Source organism: Trabulsiella odontotermitis (assembly GCF_001297775.1).
In the GTDB taxonomy this organism is placed as follows: domain Bacteria; phylum Pseudomonadota; class Gammaproteobacteria; order Enterobacterales; family Enterobacteriaceae; genus Trabulsiella; species Trabulsiella odontotermitis.
Genome location: NZ_LIFX01000010.1, coordinates 290,873 through 300,731 on the forward strand (window position 1 = coordinate 290,873; position 9,859 = coordinate 300,731).

5 protein-coding genes are annotated in these 9,859 nt (G+C 43.6%); 3 read left to right on the top strand and 2 right to left on the bottom strand.

What is annotated here, in order from left to right; all coding sequences use genetic code 11:
* Window positions 1-410 precede the first annotated feature (410 nt).
* The gene (locus AOY23_RS15175) at window positions 411-1,805 is read left to right on the top strand and encodes a diguanylate cyclase (RefSeq protein ID WP_054179585.1); all 1,395 of its coding nucleotides are present in this window, start codon (window positions 411-413) and stop codon (window positions 1,803-1,805) included.
* Window positions 1,806-1,863: 58 nt separating this feature from the next.
* Window positions 1,864-4,290 (top strand): oxygen-sensing cyclic-di-GMP phosphodiesterase DosP, encoded by a 2,427-nt coding sequence (gene dosP, locus AOY23_RS15180; protein WP_054179586.1) that lies wholly within the window; start codon window positions 1,864-1,866, stop codon window positions 4,288-4,290.
* Between the two features lie 132 nt (window positions 4,291-4,422).
* Here dosP and AOY23_RS15185 read toward each other — a convergent pair whose 3' ends face one another.
* Together AOY23_RS15185 and AOY23_RS15190 are read right to left on the bottom strand one after the other, a co-directional pair.
* The gene (locus tag AOY23_RS15185) at window positions 4,423-4,905 is read right to left on the bottom strand and encodes a hypothetical protein (RefSeq protein WP_054179587.1); all 483 of its coding nucleotides are present in this window, start codon (window positions 4,903-4,905) and stop codon (window positions 4,423-4,425) included.
* Window positions 4,898-5,665, bottom strand: coding sequence for a winged helix-turn-helix domain-containing protein (locus AOY23_RS15190; RefSeq protein WP_054179588.1), 768 nt, complete (start codon window positions 5,663-5,665; stop codon window positions 4,898-4,900). The genes AOY23_RS15185 and AOY23_RS15190 overlap by 8 nt, the downstream gene beginning before the upstream one ends.
* Window positions 5,666-7,463: 1,798 nt before the next feature.
* Here AOY23_RS15190 and AOY23_RS22655 point away from each other — a divergent pair.
* A partial coding sequence (locus tag AOY23_RS22655; RefSeq protein WP_235503408.1) for an Ig-like domain-containing protein occupies window positions 7,464-9,859 on the top strand: 2,396 nt, incomplete at its 3' end.

The window sequence follows — 9,859 nt, forward strand, 5'->3', positions numbered from 1 at the left end:
GAAGTGGTGGTAATCCTGGTCTGTATTGCTGTACGTGATGGTTATTTTAGGTGAGAATATGCCAGAACAGTATGATGTATATTTAACTCCAAACGGTGTTAAAAGTTAAATTTATATTATCGGCGTGTCTAAAGTAATTTCTTATTAATATTTGTTGTTGCCATGAAATAATAGTAAGAAATATGTTTTGGCAGAGTCAAAGGCGTGATTGCTGTTATGGTGATATTATGTGTCTAACTAGTAATGATTGCAGATAGTATCACCAAGTATAAATGTATCGAGAGTGTAATCTGTCTGTGAAAATGCAATTATATGGAATTATTATTTTTTTTTGGATTTATTGGTGATCGCAACATCTTGACAGTTTATATTATATATAATCCGTAACTTTATCTGTGAGGATATTCCCCATGCAGACATTTCTGAGCAAAATGAAGCAGGAATGGACAACGTTGATTTCGCACACTGATGCAAGAGTCATGACGCTTTCTCAGATTCTGGCTACAAACAATGCTGCAGGCATGAGTAAGCGATTTTACGACACAGTCTTGACTGATCCTCAGGCTGAAGAATTTCTGACGAATGAACAAGTCGAACGGCATCTGAAAAGAGCACTAGAACGGTGGTTAGCTGAGGTGTTATCAGGAACCGCTGATAGTGTAGATAAGCTTATTGTTATGCAGCAACATGTTGGGGAAATGCATGCAAGAATTGGCATCCCTGTTCAGGTGGTCGAGATGGGGGCTCGTGTGCTGAAGAAGCTCCTTTCTCCCCTCATTGATAAAATGGAATGTTCAGCTGAAGATAAATTCAAGCTTTTAAACTTTACAACGGGAAGCATTGATATTGCTATGGAGGTAATGTCAAGAGCATTCTCCTTCAGTGAGAACCAGTCATCAAGGGAAGATGAAAATTACCGTGTGTATTCCTTGCTTGAAAACGCTGAAGAGGAAAAAGAAAAGCAAATATCAAGTTTGTTATCATGGGAAATTGACATTGTCTATAAAATTCTTCTGGATTCTGAAGTATGCAACATTCAGTCATTCAGTAGATCTGAGTTTGGTCTCTGGTTTAATCATAAAGGTCGACACTATTTTAGTGGCCTGACTGGTGTGGGTTATATATCAAAGCTGATGCTTGAATTGGACGAGCTTATACATAGCATAAAAAGTGAAACAGCATCAGCGTCTAAAAGGCAGAAGCTAATCAGTTATGTACTCCAGATTCGCACCTGTTTGTCCCAGATTACAACATTATTACGTGACCTTTTTGATGATGTTTCCCGTCATGAAATAGGGATGGATGTACTAACCAGACTTCTCAACCGACGCTTTCTTCCGACCATTTTTAAACGTGAAATTACACATGCTAACAGAGTCGGAACACCACTCTCAGTATTAATTATTGATATTGATTATTTTAAGGAAATCAATGATGGTCATGGGCATAATACTGGCGATGAGCTGTTGCGAAAAGTGTCACAGGCATTTTATGATAGTGTGCGTAGCAGTGATTATGTCTTTCGATATGGTGGTGATGAGTTCCTTATAGTCCTTACAGAAGCTTCAGAGCAAGAAACGCTACGAATGGCTGAACGGATCCGTAACCGGGTAGAGAAACAGACGGTGATTACTCCTGATGGTAATAAATTATCTGTTTCCCTCTCCATTGGTGTGGCGATGTTCAGTGGGCATCCTGATTATGAACGATTGATCCAGTCAGCTGATGAGGCGCTTTACCGGGCTAAATCACTTGGACGAAACAGGGTTGAATTATGGGAACCCAAAAAGGATACTCATGAATAAAAGAATATACAGAATTCGAGTTAGACATAAGCACTGATGTCCGGAACCGGGGTTATGTATGAAACCAGTCAATATTCTGAAGGATGCAGGCCATATTTTATTTCCTGCTCTTGAACAAACCATCATTGCTGCTGTGCTGGTTGATGAGAAAAACAGAGTTGTTTTTTTTAATCAGGCAGCTGAAAAACTCTGGGGGTGGGTTCGTGATGAGGTTATTGGACAGAATATGAGGATCCTGTTACCTCAGCAGTTACAACATAATCACAGAGACTGGGTGCAGCGTCATCGCGATGGTAATGAATCCCGTGTTGTTGGCATGAACAGGGAATTACAACTGGAGCGTAAAGACGGTGAAAAAGTATGGACTGTGTTTTCCCTTTCAAAAGTAGATGTTGATAACCGTATCTATTACATGGTAATGGCCAGGGATGTCAGTGATGAGGTTGCCCGTCGGGAGCATAATCACCTGTTGTTGCTGGCGGTTAATCATACACTCCATCCTATTATTGTGCTTGGTTCTCAACATCAGATACTTCAGGTCAATAAAGCATTTAGCATACTTACAGGCCTTTCTGTCCAAGATGTAGTAGGGAAAAAAACAGATGTACTTTTACCTGAGCAGAAGAAATACAAAAATATTAAAGATCGCATAATCCGGTTATTGCAACAGGATGACTGGTTTCAGGATGATATGCCAGTACGTTGTGCTGATGGTTCAGTTGTGTGGTTTTCAGTTCAGGTTGATCCAGTACTTGATAGTGGCGGACGGTTACGCAACCTGGTGTTAGCACTGACTGACATAACTAGGGAACGCGAGATCCGAGAATATGAAAAGGATATCCTGGCAATTCTGATCAGCAGTTTGTCACTGATGGAAACAGGGGATGCAATTTGTCGTCGTATCGAGTCCCTTATCCCTGAGTGCAGCGCATTGTTGTATTATTACTCAGGTGGACAATTGCTTTTGTGGGGAGAGTCTGCCTCATCTAATGGCCGGAATGTATCTAAGGGGACCCAGAAACAAAGACGGAAAGCCTGGACTCTTCGTTCACATAACAATCAGTTGATGGGAAAGCTGGTGCTGAGCTTTAGCAATAATACGCAATCCGATTTATACACCACAAGGATTGCGGATATTAGTGTGCATCTGTGTGTGCTCGCACTGGAACAGGAAGAAAAGCGGCAACAGATAGAGCGTCTGATACAGACCGATCCACTTACAGGATTACCAAATCGAAGCCGCCTGAATCATTATCTCGATCGTTTATTCGAAAATGCACCAGTTAAGGAGCTCTCTGCCTTTAGCCTTTCTATAGATAATTTCAATGAAATCAATGACAATCTAGGATACGCAGCAGCTGACCAGTTGCTGCTATTGATGGCTATTCGTTTGCAGTCAATTCTGGAACCCGGATATTTCCTGAGCAGAACCGAAGGGATACAGTTCATTCTAGTTGTGCCTGAATGTGGTATCACTATGTCCTCACAAATTGCCCTGGAACTGGGGCGGGCAACGGCCAAACCCACTGTGTTGGAGGGGCATACTTTCAGTTTCACGTTGAGTATTGGGATCAGCCATTATCCCGACTGTGCACGGGAAGAGTTGTTCTCCGGGGCAAAGATAGCTATGGAACATATCAGGAGCAACGGAGGAAATAGCTGGCTGTTCTTCAATCATGAAACTGATCGTATGGTCAAAGAACGGCTTCTTATGAAACGTGCTCTGAGAGAGGCGATTGAAGGAAATGAGCTAAGGCTGGAGTATCAGCCACAGATATGTGCTGAGAATAATACTGTTTATGGTCTTGAAGCGCTGGCTCGCTGGTATTCTTCTTCCTATGGCGCAGTGCCGCCCTATAAGTTTATTACCCTGGCAGAAGAAACAGGGGACATTAAGAATCTTGGTGAGTGGGCTATCAGGGAAGCCTGTAGACAAATGGCTGAATGGAGACGGAATGATGTCAGCATCGGCTCAGTGTCTGTCAACTTGTCGGCAATCAATTTCCATTGCCCATACTTGCCTTCTATCATTGCCGGGCTACTGAGAGAATATCATCTCCCGGGTAAGATGTTGACAATTGAAATAACAGAAAGCGCAATGCTTGAGTTTGATGGTGACGTTCTTAAACGAATCCAGGAAATACGCGACATGGACGTGGGACTGGCTATTGATGATTTTGGTACCGGTTATTCCAGCCTTTCGCGTCTTGCAGGACTGCCGGTTACAGAGTTGAAGATCGATAAAAGTTTTATCGACAGGTTTCTGAAAGACGAGAAGGTAGCAGTCCTTGTGAAAGCCATCACCGGTATTGGAAGAAGCATGGGGATGTCTGTAGTCGCTGAGGGGGTGGAGACGAAAGAGCAATTTGAGTTGCTGAAAAATAATAGTGCTTCAGGAATGGTCATCCAGGGGTATTATTACTCCCGCCCCTTAGCTGCAAGGGATGTGGCTGACTGGCTTAGACGGCATACTGAAACTGATTAATGCATTGCTTCCTTAAACAATATCCATAAGCACAGAACTTTAAATAGAATCTGTGCTTGATACCTGCTACAGCAAAATTTATTATCTTTCCATTATTGTTACAAGCAGGGTAAATAACTATTGAGTATTCATTTACTTTTCGCAAAAGAATCTTGGAGTGCCGGCAATTAAGAATAGATATCCATCATTTTTCTGCCTGGAAATTGTGTAAGTAATCTTGCTATTTGCTGTTGAGTAGAATTCCGGAAAGGTCCGCTGAATATCATCCTGATTAATGCTTTCGCCTTTTATCGTTCTGACTTCAGTCGAACTTAGTATAAAATTGTCCTCATTCTTTTTATACGTAAAGTGTATATTCCTGTTTATAAAACCCTTGTTCATACCATCGAGAAGTTGCACTCCCTCAATATGAACAACACCAGATGAATCAAACGTGTCAAATGTAAAACTTAACGTAAGATGTTGTGCTATTTTCCCCTGAAGATAAACCATTCTGGCAACGCAATTGACATAGCTTTCTTCTTTTTTGTTGTGAATGATATAGGTGAGCCAAAAAACCAAAAGAATGGTAATTATTAGCAATGAAATTGTTATTGCTTCTTTGTTTTTAATCATTGTTGTTAACCTCGCGATAAAATATTGAAACGCAACTGATTTTTTTATGCTGGATTGACTTGTTGCATCCAATGATAGATAAGGATGGCGTATATTTATAGGATGTAATATAAACCCATGGGAACGTATTACATTTTAGTATAACTCCTGTAGAGCCCAACTCACTCTCCCAGTTGATGTCAGCGGTGTTAGTGTTGTGATAAAAAATGCATCCGTCTTTTTTTTCTGCGAGTTCATAACTGGCAAAAAAATTATTTTCTGTATCACTTTGAACATAGTAAATATAGAGAGTCAAACTTAAGGCAAGAATGATTAATAATAAAGGAATCAGAGGGTTTCTTTTTGATTTGATAGTGTTTTCCCCGCCAGGGGTAGCCTTTGATGAGGTAAATACAGTCTGGTCGGCAATATCCTTCGACGTCATTTCTCTTATGCTAATTTCAGGAGGGATCTGAAATCCTTTTTTGGGTACTGTGACAATAATATTGTCATTTTGAGATAACGTTTTTAAACCACGGCGTATTGACGCAATATTCTGGTATAGTGTATTGGGTGGGACAAATATACCCTCTTCTTCCCAGACGGCTTTGTAAATTTCATTTTGCGGTACGATTTCAGGTGCTTTTTGTAATAAAAACAAAAAACAACGTGACGCAGGTGATGTAAGACTATAGTTAACAAGTTGGTCGGTGTACAATACAAGAAGGTTGTCTTCTGGCCAGAATTCAATTTTGTTGTTTATAAGATAACCTTTTGTCATGATGTCACCAGGCAAGGATTTATTGGGTTTTTATATTCAATATAGCAGGATTTATATGATGTGTTTTAGTGCAAAATGATAGCCTAACAAGTATAGTATATCAGTAGTTCAGGCAAAGAGAAGTGATACATGCGTAATTTATTGATATAAATTTAGTTTGTCTTGTGGCGATGAAGTAAAAAATATTTAATATTAATTGGTTACAACAACATAAGCAACTTGGTAATTGCATGTTAAATGCTATTGATTTCTATGAGTGATCATTTTTTTTATCATCCATGCATTTATTAGCACTCTTTATGTCCAGTGATACATCAGGCTTCATTCGAAGATAGCTGACTTCGGTGTCTTAAGTCTTGCACAAACCGCCAATTATCGTATCAGAAATCCATGTCGCATAAAGCACTTTTGTCTGCTGAATTTTAGATTAGTTATAGAGATGTTTTTAATGTAGGTTAAGTGAGTTTTTTATGTGTGATTTTATTGCACATCATCGTTTAGAGAATTCGTTTTTATTATTTTATATACAAAACAACTTGCTCATATTTACTTTTCCTGTTTTTTAAAGGTTAATTGTATTTGAGTGGGGATATACTGTAAGTGAATTTAAAATGAGTATGCATAAAAACCATATGGAGTAAGTCGTCGAGGATGTGAGGGTGTCTGAATTCTTTTGACACATGATAAACGTACAATAAAAGTGTATGGAAGAGCTGTCGTTTCTCTCTTTGGTTACAAGAACTCTTTTATCCGCTGTAGCCTGAATGCATTCTGTTAATAAATTGTTAGCGACAATTGCTTACACGGACGGTTCCGTGAAAAGAATAGGTTATGTTTATCACCAATAGTTCATCTGAAGCATATAAAGTAAACTATCGCTGAAACCTGCTGAGCGTCACGATACTGGCTCCTCATACTTCCCTGTGGGCTTGCCTGGCCTGAACTTTACCCGTGAATTTTGTATCAGCCGCCTACATCGCATTGCTGCTCGATATCCCATACATCGCAGCGGCTCTTGCACTAGTCATAGATGCATTCAGGCTTGTGCCTGGGCGGTCTGATCTGCTTGAACGGTTTTAATCTGCTAGATACTGTTGTGAATGTGGCAGTTGAAGTTTGATATGAAACCCACTGGTGTTGTCATTCAGAACGCGAGAAAAGAAGCGAACAACAGGCCTGCAATTGCTGGTGTCATGGATAAAAGGTAGCTTTGTTGGACCGTTTTTCGACGTGTGCCTTATATATACAGATCGTCAGTAATTCGTTAACTCCTTCTAAAACCACCGACGTTCTGTCTGAGGATCTGACAGGATTTTATTGAGGGAGAATTTGGTCCGTACGCTTTTATCCATGCATAAATACTGTGGGATGAGACATAAAGGGGAGGGTCTCTCTGGAAACGGAATAGTCATGCCCACCAATCCGTTTGAACAATTCAATTTTAAAATTGAAGCGCTTATTGGTGCCTCTTTTTTAAGATATCTTAAATGACTCAGAGTCCTCTGTGAAACTCGTGATGATTCGTTTCTGTTAAATTAACTCATATGCAAGTGGTTTTTTCTTATTGACTTCTGGTTGTATATGTAGATTGATCCTGGCATAGAAAGAAGAAAAAAGATGTATTATTGCATTATTGCATTATTGCATTTGTATGGAAATTTATTTATAAGGGCTTGAAAGTATGGGAACCAATATAATTACATTAGTCATTTACAATGATACTCAAGCGAAGAGTCGAATGCTTTCTGCCAGTAGTGATCGTGCTATTAAGGTTAAACCAACCTCTGGTAATAAGTATTTGTTAAAGAATGTCAATGATGATTTTGCACCAGAAAATATTACACTTAAGCGCGTTGGAAAAGCGTTGCATGTTATTCAGGAAGGGGATACTCAACCAAGCATTATTATCGAGGATTACTTTGATGGTGATCCTAATAATCAGGTGCTGCTGGGCATGGCGGAAGATGGTCAGTTGTATGCCTACGTCCCCTTATCCGGAGAAGGTTACGACACCGGCTATCTGATTGCTGATGGCAATCTGTCACCAGTTGCCCTGGGCGGTGAGCCTATGGGCCCCGGTAGCGGTATCTTTTCTGCTCCCGGTGATGATGACGACTCCTTATTTGGCTTGCTGGGCTTCTTGGCAACTGCTACCTCGATGGGTATCGGTGCTGCCATTGCCATGAACGATGATGACAACAGAGATAATGGCGACCATGTTGCACCCGACAAACCAGCCATTGGTGACACCGTCGATGACGTCGGCTCTATCAAAGGCCCTCTGAAGAGCGGCGATGTCACCGATGACAGCGCGCCAACCCTGAGTGGTCGCGGCGAGCCCGGTGATACTATTCATATTTACGACAACGGCAAAGAGATCGGCTCGGTTAAAGTCGGTGATGATGGCAAGTGGACCTACACGCCAGAGAAACCGCTGGATGACGGTAAACACGACCTCACCGTCGCGGAAGAAGATCCCTCCGGCAACATTAGTCCCCCTTCTGATCCCATCGTGATTACCGTTGACACTGTTCCACCAAACGCACCCACCCTTCAACACGTGATTGATAAGGTGGGTGCTGTCGTTGGTGAAGTTAACCAGAATGGCTGGACCGACGATACCCGCCCGGAAATGAGCGGTACCGGTGAACCGGGCGCCACCATCACCATTTACGATAACGGCAAAGCTATCGGTCAGACCGAAGTGAACGCCGATGGTCGCTGGTATTTCAAACCGACCGCAGACCTGGCGGATGGCAACCATGACATCACCGTCACCCAGACGGACAAAGCCGGTAACGTCAGCGATCCTTCCCCGATTCGTGACTTTAACGTCATTACTGGCGCACCTGAAAAACCTGAGCAGCCAGATGTTCTTGATAATACCGGCCCGAAGACAGGCCCGCTGGATTCAGGCGATGTGACTGACGAGACTAAACCGACCTTTAACGGTGAAGGTACGCCAGGTAACGTCATCATCATCAAAGATAACGATGAAGTGATTGGTTCTACCATCGTTGACGACGATGGTAAGTGGACCTTCACGCCGACTGACGATCTGGACGAAGGCGAGCATGAACTGGAAGTCAGTGAGCAGGATAAAGCGGGCAACATCAGCGATCCTTCTGACCCGATTCAGATTGTGGTAGATACCACGCCACCGGCAAAACCTGACGTAGCGAATGCGCTGGATGATAACGATCCGATCACTGGTAAGATTCAGGACGGTGGCGTCACTGACGATTCCAGACCGACCTTCAGCGGCGGCGGCGAACCGGGTGATACCATCACCATTTATGACGGCGATGAAATCCTGGGCACCACTGTTATTGACGATGACGGTAAGTGGTCATTCACTCCGGGCGAACCGCTGGACGATGGCGACCACAGCATTACAGTGACCCAAACCGACCTGGCAGGAAATACCAGCGAACCTTCTGATTCGCTGGATTTTGGCGTTGATACGACTCCGCCAGAAGCAGGCGAAGATGTACTGAAAATTACAGGGGTTGCAGATAACGTTGGCGATCAGCAGGGTAATGTGGCCAGCGGTGAAATCACCGATGACAGCCAGCCTGCGATCACCGGTATTGGTGAAGCGGGTAATACCGTATTTGTTTACAGTACCGACGCAGCAGGGAAACACCTGATTGGCTCGGCGGTGGTTGACAGCACCGGTAACTGGAGTATGACCCCGGATGCACCGCTGCTGGAAGGGCTGAACGGCCTGACCCTGGAAACCCAGGATCCGGCGGGCAACCGCATTGCCGGTGAAGCGCCGTCCTATGACATCACCCTGCTGATCCCGACCGGCACCGAGCCGGCGATCACCAGCGTGGTGGATAACAGTGAACCGCATACCGGCGCGCTGCAGAAAGGCGAAGCCACCAACGACAACACCCCGACCCTGAACGGTAGCGCTGCACCGGGCGACATCGTCACCATTAAAGACGGCAGCACGGTACTCGGCTCGGTCACCGCTGACAGCAACGGCAAGTGGACCTTCACGCCGGACACGGCGCTGGCAGATGGCAACCACAGTTTTGCCGTCACCGCCACCGATCCGGCAGGCAACCACAAGGGCAGCGGCAGCTTCCCGATCGTTATCGACACCGGCGCACCGGCTGCCAGTGACGTGGCAGCGAACGACGACGTGGGCGATGTCACCGGTACCGTGAATGACGGCGACACCAC